The organism is Alkalicoccobacillus plakortidis, from assembly GCF_023703085.1.
GTDB lineage: Bacteria > Bacillota > Bacilli > Bacillales > Bacillaceae_D > Alkalicoccobacillus > Alkalicoccobacillus plakortidis.
Window position 1 is genome coordinate 197,585 of sequence record NZ_JAMQJY010000003.1, and the last position, 20,231, is coordinate 217,815.

Annotated in this window: 15 protein-coding genes and 2 pseudogenes; 4 read left to right on the forward strand and 13 right to left on the reverse strand. The window is 39.1% G+C overall.

All coding sequences use genetic code 11. The features are described from left to right. The first annotated feature begins 165 nt into the window (after nucleotides 1–165). Entirely contained in the window at nucleotides 166–909 is a 744-nt protein-coding gene (gene map / locus NDM98_RS18420; RefSeq protein ID WP_251610757.1) for a type I methionyl aminopeptidase, read from the forward strand. Between the two features lie 43 nt (nucleotides 910–952). On the opposite strand, the gene NDM98_RS18425 is transcribed toward map, so the two are convergent. Next, a complete protein-coding gene (locus NDM98_RS18425; RefSeq protein ID WP_251610759.1) occupies nucleotides 953–1,300 on the reverse strand; it encodes an ASCH domain-containing protein in 348 nt (115 codons plus the stop codon). A 131-nt stretch (nucleotides 1,301–1,431) separates the two neighbouring features. On the opposite strand from NDM98_RS18425, the gene NDM98_RS18430 reads away from it, so the two are divergent. Next, complete coding sequence (locus NDM98_RS18430) at nucleotides 1,432–2,292, forward strand: DUF1206 domain-containing protein (RefSeq protein ID WP_251610761.1); 861 nt, start codon at nucleotides 1,432–1,434, stop codon at nucleotides 2,290–2,292. A 54-nt stretch (nucleotides 2,293–2,346) separates the two neighbouring features. On the opposite strand, the gene NDM98_RS18435 is transcribed toward NDM98_RS18430, so the two are convergent. Then, nucleotides 2,347–3,330: an aldo/keto reductase gene (locus NDM98_RS18435; RefSeq protein WP_251610764.1), complete on the reverse strand. Its 984-nt coding sequence runs from the start codon at nucleotides 3,328–3,330 to the stop codon at nucleotides 2,347–2,349. A gap of 130 nt (nucleotides 3,331–3,460) precedes the next feature. Between NDM98_RS18435 and NDM98_RS18440 the strand changes: the two genes are divergently transcribed. Further along, nucleotides 3,461–4,918 (forward strand): NAD(P)H-binding protein, encoded by a 1,458-nt coding sequence (locus tag NDM98_RS18440; protein ID WP_251610766.1) that lies wholly within the window; start codon nucleotides 3,461–3,463, stop codon nucleotides 4,916–4,918. A 319-nt stretch (nucleotides 4,919–5,237) separates the two neighbouring features. Here NDM98_RS18440 and NDM98_RS18445 read toward each other — a convergent pair whose 3' ends face one another. The 4 genes and pseudogenes from NDM98_RS18445 to NDM98_RS18460 form a co-directional block, all read right to left on the reverse strand. After that, nucleotides 5,238–5,990 (reverse strand): sulfite exporter TauE/SafE family protein, encoded by a 753-nt coding sequence (locus NDM98_RS18445; RefSeq protein WP_251610767.1) that lies wholly within the window; start codon nucleotides 5,988–5,990, stop codon nucleotides 5,238–5,240. A gap of 68 nt (nucleotides 5,991–6,058) precedes the next feature. Continuing rightward, nucleotides 6,059–6,511 (reverse strand): annotated as a pseudogene (locus tag NDM98_RS18450) (ASCH domain-containing protein). 2 nt (nucleotides 6,512–6,513) lie between these two features. Further along, nucleotides 6,514–8,112, reverse strand: coding sequence for a putative polysaccharide biosynthesis protein (locus NDM98_RS18455; protein ID WP_251610773.1), 1,599 nt, complete (start codon nucleotides 8,110–8,112; stop codon nucleotides 6,514–6,516). 77 nt (nucleotides 8,113–8,189) lie between these two features. Further along, nucleotides 8,190–9,471, reverse strand: a pseudogene (locus NDM98_RS18460) (AAA family ATPase). Between the two features lie 255 nt (nucleotides 9,472–9,726). Between NDM98_RS18460 and NDM98_RS18465 the strand changes: the two are divergent. Next, nucleotides 9,727–10,527, forward strand: a complete 801-nt coding sequence (locus tag NDM98_RS18465) for a formate/nitrite transporter family protein (protein ID WP_251610774.1) — start codon at nucleotides 9,727–9,729, stop codon at nucleotides 10,525–10,527. A gap of 41 nt (nucleotides 10,528–10,568) precedes the next feature. Here NDM98_RS18465 and NDM98_RS18470 read toward each other — a convergent pair whose 3' ends face one another. From NDM98_RS18470 to NDM98_RS18500, 7 genes are all read right to left on the reverse strand, one after another. Further along, complete coding sequence (locus NDM98_RS18470) at nucleotides 10,569–11,270, reverse strand: YczE/YyaS/YitT family protein (protein WP_251610776.1); 702 nt, start codon at nucleotides 11,268–11,270, stop codon at nucleotides 10,569–10,571. Between the two features lie 101 nt (nucleotides 11,271–11,371). Continuing rightward, the gene (locus tag NDM98_RS18475; RefSeq protein WP_251610778.1) at nucleotides 11,372–12,214 is read right to left on the reverse strand and encodes an SAM hydrolase/SAM-dependent halogenase family protein; all 843 of its coding nucleotides are present in this window, start codon (nucleotides 12,212–12,214) and stop codon (nucleotides 11,372–11,374) included. 161 nt (nucleotides 12,215–12,375) lie between these two features. After that, a complete protein-coding gene (locus NDM98_RS18480) occupies nucleotides 12,376–13,653 on the reverse strand; it encodes an ABC transporter substrate-binding protein (protein WP_251610780.1) in 1,278 nt (425 codons plus the stop codon). A gap of 18 nt (nucleotides 13,654–13,671) precedes the next feature. Beyond that, nucleotides 13,672–15,987 carry an alpha-xylosidase gene (yicI, locus tag NDM98_RS18485; RefSeq protein ID WP_251610782.1) on the reverse strand — a complete coding sequence of 772 codons (2,316 nt, stop codon included), beginning with the start codon at nucleotides 15,985–15,987 and terminating at the stop codon, nucleotides 13,672–13,674. A 63-nt stretch (nucleotides 15,988–16,050) separates the two neighbouring features. After that, nucleotides 16,051–17,061: a LacI family DNA-binding transcriptional regulator gene (locus tag NDM98_RS18490; protein WP_251610784.1), complete on the reverse strand. Its 1,011-nt coding sequence runs from the start codon at nucleotides 17,059–17,061 to the stop codon at nucleotides 16,051–16,053. A gap of 357 nt (nucleotides 17,062–17,418) precedes the next feature. Beyond that, nucleotides 17,419–19,251, reverse strand: coding sequence for an ABC transporter permease (locus NDM98_RS18495; protein WP_251610787.1), 1,833 nt, complete (start codon nucleotides 19,249–19,251; stop codon nucleotides 17,419–17,421). A 14-nt stretch (nucleotides 19,252–19,265) separates the two neighbouring features. After that, nucleotides 19,266–20,027, reverse strand: coding sequence for an ABC transporter ATP-binding protein (locus NDM98_RS18500; RefSeq protein ID WP_251610789.1), 762 nt, complete (start codon nucleotides 20,025–20,027; stop codon nucleotides 19,266–19,268). Nucleotides 20,028–20,231 lie beyond the last annotated feature (204 nt).

The window sequence follows — 20,231 nt, forward strand, 5'->3', positions numbered from 1 at the left end:
TTAGTATAGATGTATCCATTTTTAAGTGCTATCTTTTTTTACAAACAATTGATGTACGGTATACTTAAGCTTAGAATAAATGTATTGTATGTTGTAGCAGACTAGGTGCAAGACAAATACCATAACAAGATAGACATCCACACATATATTTAAAGGAGAATTTACATGATTGCACAAACAGAAAAAGATATTAACGGTCTAAAAGAAATTGGAAAGATTGTAGCCGAAATTCGTAATGAACTAACACTACACACTAAGGTAGGTATTACTACTAAGGAAATCGATGAGATAGGTGGCAAGCTATTCAAAAAGTTCGGTGCTGTCTCAGCCCCTATCAGCACATATGATTTCCCTGGATTCACATGTATTTGCGTAAATGAAGAAGTAGCACATGGTATACCAGGACCACGTGTCATCAAAGAGGGGGATCTTGTGAATATTGATGTCTCAGGATCGTTAAATGGGTACTTTGCTGACACCGGCCATTCCTTTGTGGTTGGGAACGGTGATCCTGTGTTAGCTAATTTAATTCACGCCACTAAGGAAACGTTTGATGCCGGCTTAAAGAAATTCAAAGCTGGATCTAAACAAAATGGTGTGGGGCGTACCGTCTTTCAAACAGCGCAGGAACATGGATTCACCGTTATTAAAAACCTTACTGGCCACGGAATCGGTCTCTCGCTTCATGATTCACCTGAACACATTTTTAATTATTACAATCCTAGAGATACAAAACTTTTTAAAGACGGAGAAGTCATTGCTTTTGAACCATTCGTCTCAACCAAAGCAGAAGATGTATATCAGTTGGATGATGGTTGGACCTTAACTACCGTGGACCAAAGCTTTGTCGCTCAATTTGAGCACACAATTATCGTTACAAAAGAGGAACCTATTATCTTGACTAAATAAACCCACCAAAAAGGATGTCCTATTTTCAGGACATCCTTTTTTCTTATTCCACTCTCTCTACATCGATAGCCAAAACACCAAACTCGTTCTCTTGTTCTTCCGAATAAATCATATAGGTCTCATTGATTAGCTTGTTTAATGATGCTTGCTCTTTTCCTAACTTCTTCAACTCAATGTCCTCGTAAAGATCACGAAATGTTGGATAGGTCTTTAAAGCCGTTATGACAACATTCAGCCGCTCGTCCTGAACAGGCGCTTTAATAAAATTAATTTGATCTCCCACTTGTAATTTCTGTCTTTTAGAATCATTGAGACGGACTTCCACTGTTTTTCTCCCGGACTTCATTAATGCAAATGGTTCATCATATAATCCCATCATATGAGCCATCATCCATCCTCCTAGGATTAAATTTAGGTCTGTCTCCTCTATTTTAACAGAGGTTCAAAGGATCTTCGAGAAAATGGTTTTTGTTCGATCGATTAGGGAATCTTAGTGAAAGATAGCCGAAGGGACTGAGGTCATTGGCAAAGAAAACGCCATCTAAACAAGAAACCAAGCAAAAAGCTTCAGAAGCAAAAAAAGAGTCTAAACCATGGATTAGACGTTTTGGCCGTTTTGGATATATGTCTCAAGGATTTGTTTATATTCTAATTGGGGTTCTAGCCTTTATGACAGCTATTGGTGTTGGTGGAGACACAGAAGATACAAATGGTGCTCTGCAGTCTCTGGCAGGCATTCCATTTGGAGAAGTCGTGCTTTGGTTAGTGGCAATTGGATTAATTGGTTACGTAGTTTGGATGTTGATTCGTGCTTTTATTGATACAGGCAACTTTGGTCATGGAATCAAAGGTCTACTCATTCGTGGTGGGTTCATCGGGAGTGCTCTCATTTATGCAAGTCTCGCATTTAATGCAGGTAAGTTTGCTACTCATGCCGGAGGATCTGGCGGAAGTGATGAGCAAACCTATTCCCAACTACTTTTATCACAGCCATTTGGCCAATGGATGATTGGTGCTGTTGGTGCTGGTATCATTGGATATGCATTTTTTGAGGCATACAAAGCAATAAAGGAACTGTTTATGAAGGAATTTAAAGCTGGCGAGATGAACAAACATGAGCTGAACATTGCACGTACTTCTGGGAAAATTGGGTTATTGGCACGTGCTTTTGTGTTTGCGGTCGTTGGATTTTTTCTCATTCAAACAGCTATCTCTGCAGATGCTGATGAAACTGAGGGGATCGATGGAGCATTATTTGAATTGTCACAGCAGCCATTTGGCCAATGGATTCTTGGCATTGTCGCACTCGGACTCATTTTATTTGGAGTATACGGTATTATTTATGGACGATATGTTCATATGAACTTTGGGAAACATAAATGATAGTGTAACAATCGTCCCCAAAAGCTATGCTATTGGGGACGTTCTGCAACCAACCTAATAAGCACCTCTAATATGTTCTTCTACTTCTGTCTTATAAAATGTATGAAGTTTCTCAAGCTCTTCAGCTGAAAAGGTTGGTACATTTACAGCTTCTAGATTACTCTCGACCTGCTTGACCGTTTTAAAGCCAGGAATGACGGTCGTTATCTCTTGCTGGTCTAGGATCCATCGTAACGCTGCACTTGATAGATGCTTACGTCCCTGCCTAATCCATAGAAGTTGCTGAACCAATTCCACACCTTTTTCAAACTTAATTCCACCAAATGTTTCGCCTACATTAAAGGATTCGCCATCCCGATTAAAATGTCGGTGATCATCAGGTTCAAATGTGTATTCGTTCGTGAATTTTCCAGTTAGCAACCCGCTTGCAAGTGGCACACGTGCAATAATCCCAACACCTTTTTCCTTTGCTTTAGGCAACAATTGCTCTAACGGTTTTTGGCGGAGCAGATTAAAAATCACTTGTAAGGCTCGAACATTCGGGTTCTCTAAGCAAAGTAACCCTTCCTCTACCGTTTCTACACTTACTCCATAATGCCTAATCTTTCCTTCTTTTTGAAGCTCGTCTAGCACTTGAAAGACCTTTCCATCTTTTAAAATCTCAATAGGTGGGCAATGGATTTGATACAAATCCAACCGTTCTCTCTTCAGACGTTTTAAGCTATTTTCACAATAGGTACGAACCTGTTCAGCTGAGTATGTTTCCTGTGAGTGAATATCTCCCGCCCGGCAAAATTTTGTTGCAATATGAATCTCATCTTCTCTACCTCTAGTTGCTTTAGCAAGCAATTCTTCACTATGTCCATTTCCATAGACATCCGCTGTATCAAAAAAGTTAACTCCGTTATCCACTGCCGTCTCAAGCGCTTTTAAAGACTCCTGATCATTTGTCTGCCCCCATGAACCACCAATGGCCCATGTTCCAAAGCTCAATTCACTTATCTTTAAGTCTGTATTGCCTAACTGTCTGTATTGCATCACTTCAACTCCCTTTGGAAATAGAATGCAAACTCATGTCCATTATACTTCTTTTCCCTTTTCTTTGGTTAGCTAAGATAAGATAAGGGTAACAATACGGATAACGACATCTATTTTGGGAGCGTGTACGATGATGGACTTAGAAACAACTGAACGTAAACCAGTCATTGCTTTAACTGGTGCAAGTGGATATATCGGAAACAACTTACTAAAAAAGCTTGAGAAACAAGCGGATATTATTGCTTTATCCCGGAATGGGGATAACTATGAAAATACAGAGAACGTCACTTGGCGATCTGCCGATTTATTTTCATTAAAGGATGCCGAAAAGGCCCTTGAGGGTGCAGATTATGCTGTTTATTTGGTCCACTCAATGATGCCTTCAGCAAAACTAACACAAGCCAAATTTGAAGATATGGATTTAATTTTAGCGGACAACTTTGCTCAAGCTGCTAAAAAAAATGGAGTTAAACAAATTATTTACTTGAGTGGGATCATTCCTCCAGATGCAGACGAGCTTTCTCGTCACTTAAAAAGTCGATTAGAAGTCGAGAAAGTTCTTTCCTCCTATGGCGTCCCAGTAACTACCGTTCGCGCAGGATTAATTGTCGGTCCTAAAGGCTCCTCTTTCCCAATCGTAAAGAAACTTGTGAAGAGATTACCGATGATGCTTTTACCAAAATGGACGCGTCAAAAAACACACCCCATTGCTCTGCAGGATGTGTTAGGTGCGCTAAAAGGTAGTATCGGAAACAAAAAACTCTCAGGCGAGTCCATTGATGTTGGCGGTCCTGAAGTCATGACTTACAGAGAAATGATGATTGACACAGCCGAAGTCATGGGGAAAAAGAGGAAACTTGTTAATGTACCATTTATGACCGTTAACCTCTCTCGTCTGTGGGTCAGCGTCACTACCGGCACACCAAAAGAAATGGTCTATCCATTGATAGAGAGCCTAATTCACCCAATGGTCGCAAATCCGGAGAATATGGATAAAGACCTAAGCTACGGCAAAACAACCTTTAAAGAAGCGGCAAAATCCGCTTTGGAACAAGAAGAACAAGAGCAACAAGAAAAGAAAAAAAGCTCTACTTCTAATTCGAAAACGAGTTCAAATATCTCTGATGTACGATCTGTCCAGCGTGTCTTACTCCCAGAAGGTAAGAATGCTGAATGGGCCGCCTCTCGTTACATTAATTGGCTTGAAGACTTTGGAAGTCCACTAATTCAGACGTCTATTGATCATCGTAATAACGCCAATATTTATTTGTTAGGTAAGAAACCCTTACTCAAACTTACCTATGCACATGAACGAAGCCATGAGAAACGCGCCCTCTATTATATAACCGGAGGAGCCTTTACCAAACCAGAAGAAAAACCAGGCAGAGGACGACTAGAATTTAGGCAAATCCCAAATTCTCAGGAGTGCATCATTGCTATTCACGAATACAAGCCCTCACTCCCCTGGTTTATCTATACACTCACTCAAGCAAAGTTCCATATCTGGGTGATGTATTTATTTAAGCGTCATTTACTCAAGATCATTAAACAGAATCATCAGCAGCCAAGACTCATAACAGACTCTTAACCCAGAAGACAAAACAGACACCAAAATAGGTCCGTTTTGTCTTTTTTTTATGCCGGTATCTAGCTAATACTGATCGCGGATCTTACTAATTGACTAGCGTTCTTATTAAGGTTTTGGCGCTCTTGCTATTTGGTCCTCGCTCTTGCCAAGACTCAGCTCTCTCTTGCTATTTGGCTCTCCCTCTTGCTGAGATCCCGATCTCTCTTGCTATCCCGCTCTCCCTCTTGCCAAGACCCCGATCTCTCTTGCTATCCCGCTCTCCCTCTTGCCAAGTCCCGGCTCTCTCTTGCTATTCCATCCCCACTCTCTCTTGCTCACTTCACACCATCTCCCTCAAAGCAACAAAATTAACCCAAGCCACAGTTGGTGTTGCGATAACAGCTACTTTAAGCACAATTTTTGGTGCTAGGTTGGTGAATTTAGCACCTACATAAGCTCCAACCATCGTACCGATTAGTACTTTTATAAGCAGGACTCCGTCGACAAAACCCTCCGTAACATATCCAAGTCCTCCTCCTATTGAGATTGGCAGGATAATCAGCATTGTTGTACCAACGGATTGGCGCAGTGATAGATGAAGAAAGATCAACAAACCAAGTTGAATAAATGGTGCAGACCCAACGCCAAACATTCCTGCTAGTAACCCAGTCAGTATGCCTAACCCTACTCCTCTTCCCCACACCTGACTTTTTTTCATCTCAATATGAGAGGAGTCACTGGAAATAAATAATTTAATCATCATACAGATAGCTGAGAGGATAAGCATAGCCGCTGTATAATAATGTAGAAGATCTTCCTGGATATAAACTGCTAGTTTGGCTCCTGCAAATGAACTAAAAAAGGCGGATAATCCAACGATTAATCCCATTTTTAAAACAATATTCTTTTCACGAAAATGGCTATATGCTCCTGATAATGTTGTAAAGGCCATCGCTGCAAGGGATGTTCCGAGTGCTGTATGAATCGGAAAACCAAACGCGACTGTTAATAATGCAATGACAAAACCTGCGCCTCCCGCACCAATAAATCCTAATAAAATACCTAATAGAAACATAGTAAATATGATAATCATGATGCGCCTCCACTTTTTTACTAATGCTCTTTCATGAGAAAAACCTAATGAACAAATGTCCAATAGGCTTAGTCTTCTCCATATACAAGTTGAAATACCTCACAAAAAACGAGCATATCAGGACTAAAAGTCCCGCCAACTTCCATCCACTCTCTTGTAAAAAATACTTCATGCTCTTTTTGCTAATGCTGCAAAGAAAGGTCACCCTCTCCTTCTAAGCGCGCAAAACGTTCAGTCACTTTATGAAAAGGTACAACCTCAATATGTGTAGTACGAATAATACCTTTGGCTTCTCCATGACCATCAAGTACGATATTCATCTGACCGACCTCAGGAAGCTCCTCCCCCTGTTGTTGAGCTAGGGTATAGTTACAAGAGGTCGCTGTTTTACGCCCAGAAAGTACTAATTCTAGAAGGATATTTGCCATCTCGACTGAATCGCCAAATGACCAGGCTGTATACGTATTTGGTGATTCTGGATACTCTTGTTTATATCTGATCCACAGCTCTTCTGGTGTCATGATTACTGTCTCCTTACAATTAATCGGATCAACCCTGTTTTTCCACTAACCATTAGATACGTTATAGCTCCTGCAAATACGGCAATACCTGTTACGAGAAACGAAAGTGGATATTCTCCTACTACATTTGAGAAAGCAAGTCGGATCAAAGCCTCAAATAGTACAACCACAATTGTCATTAACACAACCATTAGCCCAATTGGAATAAGGGGTTTCAATAGTTTAGATACTGGTATTTCAATATTTCTATAGATAACAATAAATAAATAGCTCACAGATACAAGATATCCTGCATACGTAGCAATAATTGGACCTAACTCGTAAAGAGATGTGATTAACAGGGTATTGAGAAGTAGCTTAACCGCAATACCTAATCCAAGTCCAAGAATCGCATGCTTTTGTTTATTAATACCTTGTAAGACAGCTGCTGATACAGAAAACAAGGAGAAAAGAATACCCATTGGTGCATACCAAGCCAGGACTCGCCCGCCTAACTCGGGATTATTATTCATTCCAAATATACTTGTGTAGATTGGTTCACTCAAAAGCGTCATCCCAACAACTGCTGGTAGAAGTACAAACATTAATAAAATAAACGTTTGTTTAATTTTCTGAGTGACATCCTGCATGTCCCCTTTGTTAAAGGAGCCAGTGATGTTCGGAATTAGGGAAATACTAAAGGCAGTTGCCAATGAGACAGGGACCAATACAAGAATTTGTGCCAATCCTATGATTGCATTCACCTGTTCTGCTTCCTGTAAGCTGTAACCTACAGACGTTAACAGGCCGTTAATTGTAAACGTATCAATGTTCTGATACACAGGAATTGCCAACCCTACTAGCACAAAAGGAATCGCATAACCTGTAAGCTCCTTTAACATCGGAAGCCATTCAATTCGCTCATGTGCGATATGACTGTCTTTTGGGTTAGGGAACAAATTCTTGCGTTTAAGGAAAAACCACAAAAGCAAAATCAAGCTCGCTAACCCACCAGCAAACGCACCCATTGTGCTAATGCCCACAGCCTGAGTGGCCGTTCCATTCAAAATGTACAAAATGGTAAAAGAACCTACTAGAATAAAGACAATCCTCACGATTTGCTCTAAAACGGTACTAAAAGCAGATGGTCCCATTTGTTGGTTTCCTTGAAAGAACCCTCTCATCATACTCATTGGCGGAATGATTAATAAGGCAACGCTGACAAGACGAATGACAAATACAACATCATCATGTGAGTTCCCACTGACATCTCCCTCTTTTATGGCAATCGAGGCGAGACTCGGAGCAAATAAATAGAGTGCTAGAAAAGAAAGAACCCCCATCGCCATCATGATCTTAAGGCCATTTCGGAGCAAATCTCTTCCTGCTTGATAATCTCCTAAGCTATTGTACTTCGCTACATACTTAGATACAGCCATAGGCAAACCTAATGTAGCAACACTTAACATTAATGTATATGGACCATATGCGTACTTATATAGGGCATAGCCTGAGTCCCCCACAATGAGAACAAAAGGCATGATATAAATAAATCCAAGTATTTTCGAGATAAAAGTAGCACCTGTTAAATAAAAGGTACCCTTTAGAAATTGGTTCTTCACAGGATGATCTCACCTTTTCATGACATATAAAGCTAAGATAAGAATATCATAATCAACCGTTCAGGTGGAAATAACCGTTAGAATCCCATCTTTCCGCCTTGCTTAATCCAATTTCCTTTTTTACTTTTCTGATGCTCACCTTGCATACTTTCAATCATCTTTAATGGATTTACATGCCCTTGTTGGTGCCAGTGAAGAGCTGTACTGACAAATAATTCACCTAGTTGAGCAAATGAAAAACCCTCTGTTGCTTCAGCCGCTTCTTCAAGCTGTTCCTGAGTCATAAAAGTAGTAAACCCTCTTTGTTCTAAATAGTCTAATCGTAGCAAACGACTAGGTAAACGAATCTCATAGGCTCGATCAAAACGTCCTCCTCGATTCATCAATCCAGGATCAATTTTCTCTGGATAGTTTGTTGTACCAATTAGGAAAATACCTTCTTTAGATGTAGCTCCATCTAATGTATTTAAGAAAAATGATCGTACCCCATCAGGCATTGAATCAATATCTTCTATGACTAAAACCATTGGTGCTAATCGTCTCGCCGCTGTAAATACTTCTTCGATTGAATCACTTGATGTGAATTCAGTGATTTGCCAGTAAGCTACAGGAGCCTGAATAGATCCAAGCAATCGATTTCACTAGAGTTGTTTTACCATTACCGGGAGGTCCATATAAAAGAACTCCCCGTCTATATGGGATATTGTAGGTCTGATAAAACGTACGATCTTTTTCAAAAAATTGATCTAATGATTGATAGATATCTTCTTTAAGCTCTACCTCTAAAATGACTTCACTCCGATCAACAGCATGAGTAACTGGCTCTTCTTTTCGCACCATGCCCTCCTCTGTGTCCGTAAAAACAGTCACTTCCTGGCGGCTTTCTTCCCACAGTCTAGTACGAACAGCTTCAAGAAAAGAGGACATTTCCTTATCACCAATGCTAAACACACAGTTTCGACATAAAATACTTGCCCCAAACTCTTCAAATACAGGGATTCGTGCAAAAGCTACTCCAGCTTCAGCATAACAAAATACATTATTTAATATCGATAGATGGATTCGATAATCTGCCGTTTCTTTGTCTTCATCATAAGCAAACGTTTTTTGCTCCAACTTTTCGAATATCTTACCTACATGTTCTACCTTTTCAGACTCATTTTGAATGTCCTTCTCTAAGAGGTTCCAGTAATCAAAATTGTTATCCTCACTTGCATATAACTCGTAATTTTTCCCATATCGCTCCTGTAATGCCTTCTGTATTCCTTCAATAATACGCGCAAATGCCGGGTAACCTGCTGCTTCAGTATTCTCTGAATCCCTCATTTGATAGATAGACGGAATATGTACGTGCTTCATGCTTTCTTCTCCCTTACGTAACAATGTATTTAGAACAACGAGAACTAGAGAAATATCTCCCTAGTTCTCTCTATTAATTACCCTATAGATGGTTATTAGTAGTTTACATATCTCTACTATTTTTTGTCAACTTTAACCAAATAATAGTTTTTGTTGTTTTTTTACTTAACTAATCATTTCATTTTACAAAAAATCGAGTATAATCAGATAGCGGTTTTTGATCGTAATTATAATATTGGCGGTGTAATAACATACATGGAACATGCATCATTAGAAAAAATTGAACAACTAGCACTAAAAAAAGAAAAAACCTACCAAGATAATCGTATGCATTATCTTGTGCGCTCTATTTTAGCAACTATGTTTTTAGGACTTGGTGTTATCGTAGCTTTTCGTACAGGAGGTTTTTTCTACGAGACAGGCTCGTCTCTCGCTTACATTGTAGCTGCTATCACTTTTGGCGTGGGTATTCTCTTAATTAAATATGGCAATGCAGATTTATTTACTGGAAACACTTTTTATTTCCCTTTTGCTGCTTTAAGAGGAAAGATGTCCTGGACTTCTGTATTCAAATTACTGTTCATGACGTATATTGGTAATTTTATTGGAGCTGTTTTCTTCGCTTGCTTCTTGTGGGCTACCGGATTATTCAGTGATTCCAGCGTGAATGGTTTTCTCTTAAATGTCGCTTCACATAAAACCGAGACACCAATTAGCGAGTTATTCTTCCGAGGTATACTTTGTAACTGGTTAGTCTGTCTTGCCTTTTTTATCCCAATGTCACTGAAGAATGAAATGGCTAAAATCTTTATTATGATGCTTCTTGTCTTTAGCTTTTTTGTGTCTGGTTATGAGCATAGTATTGCAAACATGTGCACATTTGCCATTGCTTTTATGCTTGGTTCGGCAGACATGACAGTAACCGGTATTATTCACAACTTAATTCCTGTTACTCTTGGTAATTTTGTTGGTGGAGCCGTTTTTATGGGTCTATTCTTCCACTATCTAAATCCAGTAGCTAAGAAAAAGCAAAAGCAATCTAAGAAGGTTGCATAACAAAAACACAGTAGCGATAATGCTACTGTGTTTTTTGATCTTTAACCATTTACTTTTAATTCTGGTTCCATTTCAACTTCCTCAGGCTCTTCTTGTTTATCAAGCTTGGCCATTTGTTTACGCCAGAAACCAATTGAAGCTTGCATCACAGGTCCAATCAAAAAAACGGAAAGGAATGTTCCTGCTGCAACTGGTCCTCCGAGTAACCATCCAAATAAAAGCGCAGTTCCCTCAAGTAGGGTCCGCACTAGCCGAATTGATAATCCTGTTTTCTTTGCGAGTACTAGGGTCATACCATCTCTTGGTCCTGCCCCAAGTCCTGTAGCTACATACATTCCAGCACCAAAGCCAAGAATACAGATCCCGCCGATTAGGAAAATTAAGCTCTCCCACCAAAGCATGACACTCGGATAGATTGGTAAGCTGAGCATAAAATCAAGAAAAAACCCAATCAATATAATATTAATAAAGCTGCCGATTTGCGGTTTTGTTCGATCAATTAAGCAAGCTAAACCAATCATAACTAACCCAACGATCTGTACCCATAACCCAATTGACCATGAGGTTTTTGTTGAAAGTCCTAAATGTAAGACATCCCACGTAGCAGATCCATAAGAGGACTTAATCATAAATGCTGCGCCAGTTGCTAAAACGACAAGCCCAACGAAAAAGACCATCCACTTTATTGTGTAATAAGTGAATCCTTTTTTAGAAGCAGAGCTCTCTCCTACCATTTGTTTCATTCTTAACCTTCTCTCTATCTATACAAATGTATCCTAATTACTTCGGTATACTAAATAAGTATAAAGAAAGAGTAAATCGAACTCAAGGTTAAAAAATGGAATTAAACGATTGGCTGAATCTTGATTTTCCAGTTATAACCTGTTCCGACCCCGTATGCCTTGGCGAAGGATCCTTGGTTAATACCAATTGCAATATGGTCAATCGAATTTACATAAAGAACGGTTTTTCCGATCAATGTATCTGCAAATGAACGACCGAAGCTCATTGTGTGTTTGTATACTTGCCTCGTACCATCTTCAATGGCAACGTCTACTAAGTCACCGTAATTGATTCCTAGTTGCGTAAATAATGAGCGATGAATATTCGTCCAGATATTTCCGAAACGCACATCCAAAATGTCAATACTACCATTTACTTTCGTATCAGATATAGTGGCGTCTTGAATGGATAGCTGAACAATTGTGGTTGGTTCTATCTTTTTCCCAGACTCTTCAAAGCTAATCACACCACTTGCCAATCTTGCCCCTGTGTACGCATAGATATCACGCCCATGAAACGTATAGGACTCACCTGAGTTTGGTAGTCGGTTACGAACCTCATCAAGCTCTCGCACTTCTTCTAATCCTTTTGTTTTTATTAAATGTGTAAGTGTGCCGTTGTCAGGAGTAATAATAAATTGGTTTGAAGCAAGCTTGGCAATTAAGCTTTTACGCTTTGAACCAACACCAGGGTCTACAACGGATACAAATACCGTTCCTTCTGGCCAGTATGAAACCGTCTGAAGCAATCGATAGGATGCCTCCCATACATTATAAGGAGGGATATCGTGTGTTAGATTTGAAATTCTGAGGTCCGGATTAACAGACAAGGCCACTCCATACATTGCACTAACAGCACCATCACTTAAACCAAAATCAGATTGCAACACCAGCATTCGCTCCATATGTACCTCCTATGATTGGATTGCCCCTATTATATGATATAGGAAGCAGGTTATTCATATCATAGTTTAGAGAGCGGAAAAGAACAGTCAACTAGTTGGAGTCTTTTAATGCACACCAAAAAAACCTTTCGTCCGGTCAAACCGAAACGAAAGGTCCACTTTTATTCTTCTGTCATTTCTCTTGCTTTATCACCCAATCGATTAATTGCTTCTTCAGCTGTAATATCACCAAGGAACATAATTTCGTATATGTCCTCTAGTTCATTTGAGAGTCCTGGCGTTTCGAATTCAAAAACAATGGGTTGACCAATCTCAATCGCATCTAATAGATATTGGGCATGCTCTGGCTCTGGATTGTCTGTCACGACATGTTCCAGACCTGCGATAGAAGGAACAGAATTACCGTTATCCGCTAATCGAACTTCCTGCCCTTCCGCTGAAACATAATAACTGATAAACTTCATGGCTTCTTCCGGATAATCCGTATCACTGTTCACAGCGAGATATGCAGAGGTTACCAGTGTTGGTTCCATCTGTTCACCTGTATTGGTTGGCCATGGTATATAATCAAACTCCTTATTAGATTCTAAAAATAACGGAGTTAACCATCTTCCTGCACCCACCATCGCTACTTGATTAGACATAAACATGGCATCTCGCCCTTGTCCTTGTGGTAAACTTCCCGAAAACACAAAGTTCCCGTCTTGAACCATTTGATTCACAAACTCGATAGCTTCAATGGTTTTAGGGTCTGAATCAATCACCACTTCGCCATCCTTTTCTACGCTACCTCCATTGTTATAGATCCACGTATTCACTCCAAATGGTCCACCATCCTGAACATATCCTTCCTTACCTGCTTCTTTAAATGTAGATGTGATCTCCTCTAACGTATCCCAGGTCCAATTGCCTTCATCATAATACTCTTGAGGCAATTTTACCCCAACCTCTTCAAAAACATCTTTATTGTAATACATAACAAATGGGTTGGCATCTGGAACTAAGGCGTAGGTCACACCGTCTTTTTGAGTTGGACCCCAAATTTCATCAGGAAAATCGTCTTTTTTCACATAGCTGTCCGGCCCCTCTAAAAAATCATCCAACGGCAAAGCGGCTTCTCCTTGAACAAAGGTAGCCATTGAAAAGTCTTGCACATAATAGATGTCTGGTCCTTCACTCCCTTGTAAACGAGTTGTGAGTGTTTGAGTATAGTTATCCGTAGAAAGCCCAGTCAGTTCAACTTGTATTTCATCCCCATGTAATTCATGAAAAGCATCAACTGCTCGTTGATAGACCTTCAATTGCGCCGGATCAGCAAATGTCAGAAAATTAAGCTTTACTATATCACCATCTGCTGCCGTATCACTTCCCGAACAACCTGCCACTACACCGCAAGCTACAGCAAAAGCTACAGCTCCACCTCTTTTAATCAAACTCATAATTAAGGACCTCCCTATTTATAATTGAATGGTCACTTCATTAATACCCGAGTCTACTGAAATGTGAATACCGTCTGATGTTTGCTTTTCAGTACCTGTTGTAAGCGATTGAATAGAATGGACATTACGTAACACAATTGAATAAGGTGACTGCAAACCTTCTGTCTGCAATGTGATACTAGAGTCTGTTTTTAGTGCTTTGGCAAAACCAACTTCCTCTCCTGCTTCGTTAACTAAAACCGTCGTTGCTGGTTCGCCATCGCTTAAAGCAAAGAGATGCAATGATACTTCATGAGTAAAATCATATGCCGCTGTTGAATCCTCGTGCCCAAACACAAGAATGGAGTTTTCTTTCACCATTAAAGGAAGAGAGGTGTAATCATGTGTTTCAGTTATCCATCTTTCCCCGCTAATTTTTTTATTGGTTAAAAGATTCGTCCATTCACCTTTAGGTAGATAATATCGAACCGTTCCCTGATCATTAAAAATTGGAGCAACTAACAGCTCGCTTCCGAGTGTATACTGACGGTCTAAGTAATGACATGTTTCATCTTCTGGGAATTCCAGTACCATTGGTCTTAGCATCGGAACACCTGTATTTGTTGCTTCAACTGCCTTTGCATATAAATAAGGCATTAGGCGACATTTTAATTTGGTGAACTGTCTTGTGATGTCCACTGCCTCTTCGTCATAAAGCCACGGCACTTTATAATCACCACTGCCATGGTAACGACTGTGAGAAGAGAGCAATCCAAACTGTGTCCAGCGTTTATAGAGATCTGCTGTTGATCCAGTTTCAAAGCCTCCTATATCATGACTCCAATAGGCAAAACAGGCAAGACTTAGAGAAAGTCCTCCCCGTAACGTCTCTGCCATTGAAGCGTAATTTGAAAAGCTATCTCCACCCCAGTGAACAGGCATTGTTTGACCACCTACTGTTGCCGATCGTGCAAACAAAACAGCCTGCGAATCTCCAAGACGTTTTTTCAATAAATTAAATACGCTTTCATTATAAAGCTGAGTATAATAATTATGCATTTTATAAGGGCACGAACCATCCGCATAGACTACATCAAGTGGAATTCGCTCCCCAAAATCCGTTTTAAAACTGTCTACACCCATATCAATTAAGCCATCGAGTTTATCTGTATACCACTTTGTTGCTTCAGGGTTAGTAAAGTCTACAAGACCCATACCTGCTTGCCATTTATCCCACTGCCAAACACGGCCATCCGTTTTTCTTAATAAAAAGCCCTGATCAGCTGCCTCTTTGAATAATGGAGATTTCTGACCAATATATGGATTAATCCATACGCAGATCTTAAGACCTTTTTCTTTTAATCGCTTGAGCATATTCACCGGATCTGGGAAAACACGCTCATCCCATTCAAAGTTGCACCATTCTAGTTCTTTCATCCATAAACAATCAAAGTGAAAGACATCAAGAGGAATGTCTCGTTCTATCATTTCGTCTACAAATGAATTAACTGTCGCCTCATCATAGTTCGTTAAAAATGATGTACTCAGCCATAAGCCAAATGACCAGGAAGGAACCAGAGGTGGTTTTCCTGTGAGTTCTGTATAGTTGTTCAACACTTCTTTTAGACCATTTCCTGCGATGATATAATAATCTAGATATTCGCCAGCTACACTAAATTGAGACTTTGACACTTTTTCAGAGGCAACTTCAAATGAAACCTGCTCTGGATGATTTACAAACACTCCATAGCCTTTATTACTCACATAAAATGGAATGTTTTTGTATGTCTGTTCGCTGCCTGTTCCACCATCTTCATTCCAAATATCCACTACTTGACCGTTTTTCACAAAAGGAGTGAATCGTTCACCTAGCCCATATATTAGCTCACCAATATCAAGTGACAGCTGCTCACGCATAAAAGATTCATTCTTTTCATTTTGAATATAACTTAACGATCGAGGTTCGCTAGATGTAAGTGGTTGATTTTTATATGAAAAATGCACACTCCACTGCTCTCTTTGAATGCTTGCATTCAAGTGTCCTGAAGTAACGGTAAGCTGTTCATTCGTTTCTTCTACCTTAAAGGATGGAGAGTGATTAGCACGCGTAAAAGATGGCTTCTCAATCATAGAACCTGCATGATGATAAGCTTTCACACGAATGACATCTTCTATTGGTGAGGATAATTCAACCGTTAATACCCCTCCATCAAGCGTTTGTCCTATGTGGTTGATTTTTTGAAATGGCGCATACAGCGTAAGTAGCTTATCTTCTTGCTTCCAATCATAAACCTCTGCAGGACTTTTTATGACATGACCTTCCTTATCCATCCAACAACCATTACTAAATTTCATATTTTTCCCCCTATCAAATAAAATGATTATCGTACCTCATTTATGTCAAAAGAATAGCTAAGCTTAAAGATAATACTTAGCATTTTCTTTCATCACTACTTCTAGTTTAATAATTTGATGCTCGCGGGTGTCCTCACCAAATGCAAGATGTCCAAATAATTGAGTTAATGCCAGATAGCCCTGATTAAGAGGTTCCTGGGTGATTGTAGCTGTAATGACATTTGAGTTAAGGTATTCGTAAATCTCTTCATTTAAATCATGACAGACGATCGTCATATCATGTGCTGCTTCTTTAAGTTCGTGTGCGACTTCAAAAATGTCAGAGGTAGAGACATAGATTCCATCAAGTTCTACATGCCCGTTACGTTGAATCAGCGATTTAAATTCGTTGATAGAGTATGGACCTGTACAGGTAATAGATGAGTATTCTTTAGCTGCCTCAAGAAAACCTACATTCTTTGTCATTGTCTGATAATCCTCGTTTTTTCCAACTACTGCAATGCGGCCAGAACGACCTACAAATTTACAGGTTAACTCTGCAGCCAGTTGTCCAGCTTGAAGATAATCAACACCTACATAAAATAAACGATCACTTTGGAGACTATCCTGATTAAATGTACAGATGGTTATTCCCTTAGCTACACCAGCATTAATGACTTCAGTAAGTGGTTCTTCACCAGCAGCAATGGCAATCGCTTGGTACTCATTGGAGTCAATGATTCTTTGCAGCAAAACATTGGCAGATTCTTGTCCTTCATTCATTCGGAGTGTCGTGAATTCAGCTCCATAGTCACTAAGTTCATGGATGGCTTTGTTTAACCCTACTTCAACTTGATCCCAAAAGTACTGCGCAAATGAAGGGTACACAATCGCAATTTTATATTTCATTTTTCTAGATAGTACCGAAGCTAGTTTATTTGGTTTATAACCTAGTTCTTCAACCATATCCATAATTCTTTGATACGTCTCTTTTTTTACATTTCCTCGATTATTTAAAGCGCGGTCTACAGTAGCAATAGATAATCCTAGTTTTTCTGCGATTGTTTTAGCTGTTGTTTTTGTAACCGCTGTCAATTTTGTCTCTCCCTTGTTCTCTATTCATGATTATCGTACTTCATTTCGATTGAATCGGCAATATAAAAATTAAAAGTACAGCAAATCATCTTTAGATGACTACTGCACTTTTTTACATCTTTATTTTTTATATGATTCAAACATGTCAGTTGCATCAGGTACATTCTCTAAATACGTAATCTTACCTTCTTCATTTAGTTTAGCAATATCTTTACCCGTTTGAGTAAATACTGATCCAGACGTTCTTTTTCCACAAACTGCCCAACGAGTTTCAAATGTAGCTGTTTCTTCCTTACAAACCCAATCTAGACTTCAAAAAAAGAGCCACCACATGAGGGTGACTCAAATCTAATACAATTACTTCGACTTCGGCATAACAATACCCTTATACAAGTTAACAGTAATCAAATAGTAAACCGCATAGATTGCGATAAATAGTGAAATCGGGAACCAGAGTCGATAATATGGTTCGAGCAAGATGAATGAAAAGAGATTCATTCCTACTAAAACATGTACAATACCAAAGATTCCAGGGAATAAGAAAATAAAGAACAATTCTTTATAAACCGAACCTGAAAGCTTGCTTGGTCTTACACCAATCTTACGCAACATTTCATAGCGACCGATATCTTTTGTTGCACCTGATAATACTTTAAACATCAAACAGCTTGCCATCATTGCAAGAAAGGCTATGCCCAAGAAAAAGCCCATAAAAACGGTTCCACTTGAAATCGCATTAAGTCCTTCATACATGCGATATTTACTACTAAACATCATATCTGTTTCATAACGTTCATTTTGAATCTCATCTAACTGCTTCCATTGTGGAAGATAGTCTGTGAACGCATCCGTTTTTCCTATCAACACTTTTTTTTCGGTTTCATCTACCTTAGCATATTCTTCACTATTAACAACCACTGGACCGAATTCTGAGTTATTTGATTCAGCAATTCCATAAAGGAAATAACTCCATTCATATTCAATCACTACATCCTCATCTTCTTCAAACCCGCGTGTATCTTGTGGAAGATCCTCTTCTAACCGTTTTATCGTTGGCTCTGTCCCACTCTGACTATCATAATCTAAAATGAGTGGACGCTGTTCATCTAAATCCTTATCTAAGAAATAAACATACTGATCGTCAACCTTATAACGATATTCATTCACTTCATTAAAATCAATATTGCTGAGGATTTTTTCCTGTTCTTCATTTGCATCAAATACTGTAGTGTCATAAATGTCTTGAAAATCAGACAAGGCACTAACATTATGTTGAAAAGCCATACCAGCAGCGATCGCACCTGCACCTAAAGCAATAAGCATTGTTACAGTTGCTAGCATTTTTTTGAGCCCATTTATTCGAAATCGTAGCTGAGAAAAAGTAAATGCTTGAATTCCCTTCCCATTTAACGATTTATTCATCTTTAATAGATTCACAATCCATGGAATCAAGGATGAGAAAATAAGATAGGTACCAAGTGTAGTCGCTAAAGTTGCCAGTAGTAGTCCCAATTCACGAAGTTTTTCCATATTAATTAAAGCAAAGTAACCAATACCTAATGAGATGACTCCTAGACCAGCACTGATCACTCTTGTTTTTATTTTTACTGGAACAATATCTGACTGTGCATCTGCGTGCACTAATTCTAAGATCTGCAGTCTTGATAATCGGATCGAGTTAATGACACCATTTATCGAAAACAAAACAAAGAAGAAAACCAATGTAATGGCGACAGCAGGTAAGAAAAAGGCTGAATAAGTGGTAGCTGTAAAGTTAAGCTGATTCATAAGTAAATGTCCGACAACCTCTGCAAGCAGTACACCTAAACCAATCCCAATAACTAAGGAGATCATACCAATAACCATTGTTTCGATAAACATGATTTTTTGAATTTGCTTTTTCTTCGCCCCAAGCAACATGTACATGCCAAATTCTTTTTGACGAAGAGATAACAAAAATGAATTCGTATATAAAATATAGAAAAAGGTTACAGCAGCAAGCAAAACGGATCCTACATTAAACACTAATTGAATGCTGTTAATCAATGAATTTTCACTTGTAAATTCCTTATTCCAAGCAAGTGTCTGGAACATATAAAAAATTGAAATAGACATGATTAATCCTGCTAGTAGAACAATATAGTCCTTTAGCTTACTTCGAATACCTGATACAGCTAATTTGCCTAACATATTTATCCTCCTCTCTATGCCTGGCTTGTACCAAGCTCTGCCAGTTCATTTAAAATTTCTTTGAAAAAGTCTTCGCGTGTGCCAGTGCGTATAATTTCCTTATATAATTCTCCATCCTGGATAAGCACAATGCGTTTGCAATAACTAGCCGCATTGGCATCATGCGTAACCATCATAATCGAAATACCATGCTCTTCATTTAAGCTAGTCATTGTTTCAAGTAAACTCGTTGCATTTTTTGAATCAAGTGCTCCCGTAGGTTCATCGCCAAGCAACATACTTGGATTATGCACAAGTGCTCGCGCAGCTGCAGAACGTTGCTTTTGACCACCAGAGATTTGTGCGGGATACTTCTCAAGAATCGATTCTATATCCAATGTTTTCGCAATCGCGTGGACTTTTGGTGAGATCTCTTTTGAAGAAACATTTTGTAGGGACAGCGGTAGTGCAATATTTTCATAAACCGTCATACTTTCAAGCAAATTAAAATCTTGAAAGATAAACCCGAGCTTTTGCGCCCTGAAATCAGCTAGCTGATTTTGGTTCATCATTGTAATATCCGTTCCATCAATCTGGATCTGACCCGCTGAAATCGAATCAAGTGTAGAGATGACATTTAGCAGTGTTGTTTTCCCTGAACCCGATGGCCCCATGATGCCAACAAACTCGCCTTCGTTTATATTCATGCTTACCTTCTTTAATGCCCGAAATTGATTCTCTCCTTTTTTTCCGTATACCTTATCAACATCCGTAACATGTACAACTGACTTAGACATCGTAAAATTCCTCCTGCGTTTGTGATTAAGCAAAGAATAACACGCAGGATACCCTATCTTGTATCGATTTAACTAACAGGAATCTTACAATCATGTAAGTTTCAGCTTAATCCAAGAAACATCAAACGGACCGCACCAAGAACATTGTCTTAGTACAGCCCGCTAGATATCTCATTTATATGACTTGTATCACCGCATCATTCT

What these genes read in the sequence shown, in the direction of transcription:
- NDM98_RS18445 (WP_251610767.1), bottom strand. Translation starts at nt 5,990, where the DNA reads ATGATTATCATATTTACTATGTTTCTATTAGGTATTTTATTAGGATTT.
- NDM98_RS18500 (WP_251610789.1), bottom strand. Translation starts at nt 20,027, where the DNA reads ATGTCTAAGTCAGTTGTACATGTTACGGATGTTGATAAGGTATACGGA.
- NDM98_RS18470 (WP_251610776.1), bottom strand. Translation starts at nt 11,270, where the DNA reads ATGAAACAAATGGTAGGAGAGAGCTCTGCTTCTAAAAAAGGATTCACT.
- NDM98_RS18425 (WP_251610759.1), bottom strand. Translation starts at nt 1,300, where the DNA reads ATGATGGCTCATATGATGGGATTATATGATGAACCATTTGCATTAATG.
- NDM98_RS18495 (WP_251610787.1), bottom strand. Translation starts at nt 19,251, where the DNA reads ATGTTAGGCAAATTAGCTGTATCAGGTATTCGAAGTAAGCTAAAGGAC.
- NDM98_RS18465 (WP_251610774.1), top strand. Translation starts at nt 9,727, where the DNA reads ATGGAACATGCATCATTAGAAAAAATTGAACAACTAGCACTAAAAAAA.
- NDM98_RS18440 (WP_251610766.1), top strand. Translation starts at nt 3,461, where the DNA reads ATGATGGACTTAGAAACAACTGAACGTAAACCAGTCATTGCTTTAACT.
- yicI (WP_251610782.1), bottom strand. Translation starts at nt 15,987, where the DNA reads ATGAAATTTAGTAATGGTTGTTGGATGGATAAGGAAGGTCATGTCATA.
- NDM98_RS18435 (WP_251610764.1), bottom strand. Translation starts at nt 3,330, where the DNA reads ATGCAATACAGACAGTTAGGCAATACAGACTTAAAGATAAGTGAATTG.
- NDM98_RS18480 (WP_251610780.1), bottom strand. Translation starts at nt 13,653, where the DNA reads ATGAGTTTGATTAAAAGAGGTGGAGCTGTAGCTTTTGCTGTAGCTTGC.
- map (WP_251610757.1), top strand. Translation starts at nt 166, where the DNA reads ATGATTGCACAAACAGAAAAAGATATTAACGGTCTAAAAGAAATTGGA.
- NDM98_RS18475 (WP_251610778.1), bottom strand. Translation starts at nt 12,214, where the DNA reads ATGGAGCGAATGCTGGTGTTGCAATCTGATTTTGGTTTAAGTGATGGT.